The organism is Cyanobium sp. NIVA-CYA 375, assembly GCF_056108345.1.
This window is the reverse complement of record NZ_JBSYHW010000343.1, coordinates 1-668: the sequence shown is the minus strand read 5'-3', so window position 1 is coordinate 668 and position 668 is coordinate 1. Positions and strand designations below refer to the sequence as shown.

Genomic DNA, 668 nt, shown 5'->3' with positions numbered 1-668 from the left:
CGACCAGGTGGAGGCCGCTCTGGAGCTGCTAGAGGGGTGCCGCCAACGCCGAGCCAAACTTGTGCTTACCGGCGTGGTGAACATTTACAGGCTAGCACAAGTTCCAAACAACCTGTTACCAAAAGAAAACACAGCGGAGAGCTACTTAAAAAAGACAGGCAGCATTATGATCAGAATCAAGAAAATCCGCATTGCTAGGATTCAAATCTATTGCCAATATAGAAATTCAAGACCTAGAAAAAGATGCTGCTCTGAGCAAGTCATCGTATAGTGATGGGGGCACCTAGTGCGGATCAATAATTATAAACTCCAAAGCAATACTTGATTTTCGAGACAAGTCTGTGATTGCAAGCCTAGTGAGAACTATAGAGCGGAATAATACGACCAGCTGTACTACTGGAAAAAAGCTCTAAGATCGGAATAGGCTGTATTAGCGTCAAAATTCTCTTGCACTGCCAAAGGGACAATATGTGACACCTTAGATACTGTATGCATGCATGATAACGCAATCTCGATCGGAGCCATCATCACATCACACTGCAATGGAGAGCCCTTAACAAATGCAGGGAAATATCTCATATTCTCAAATTGCTTAAGGGCACCTCGAAAAATACGATCAGCCCTTGCGTTGAGGCGACAATAGCTTATAATTTGAATAGTTAATTGCA

At 43.4% G+C, this 668-nt stretch carries 2 protein-coding genes; one reads left to right on the top strand and one right to left on the bottom strand.

Annotated elements, in window-relative coordinates; genetic code table 11:
• A partial coding sequence (locus AC01FP_RS18475) for a hypothetical protein (protein WP_474482324.1) occupies positions 1-271 on the top strand: 271 nt, incomplete at its 5' end.
• A gap of 122 nt (positions 272-393) precedes the next feature.
• On the opposite strand, the gene AC01FP_RS18470 is transcribed toward AC01FP_RS18475, so the two are convergent.
• Positions 394-668, bottom strand: a 275-nt coding sequence (locus tag AC01FP_RS18470) for a hypothetical protein (RefSeq protein ID WP_474482322.1), incomplete at its 5' end; no start/stop codon positions are given.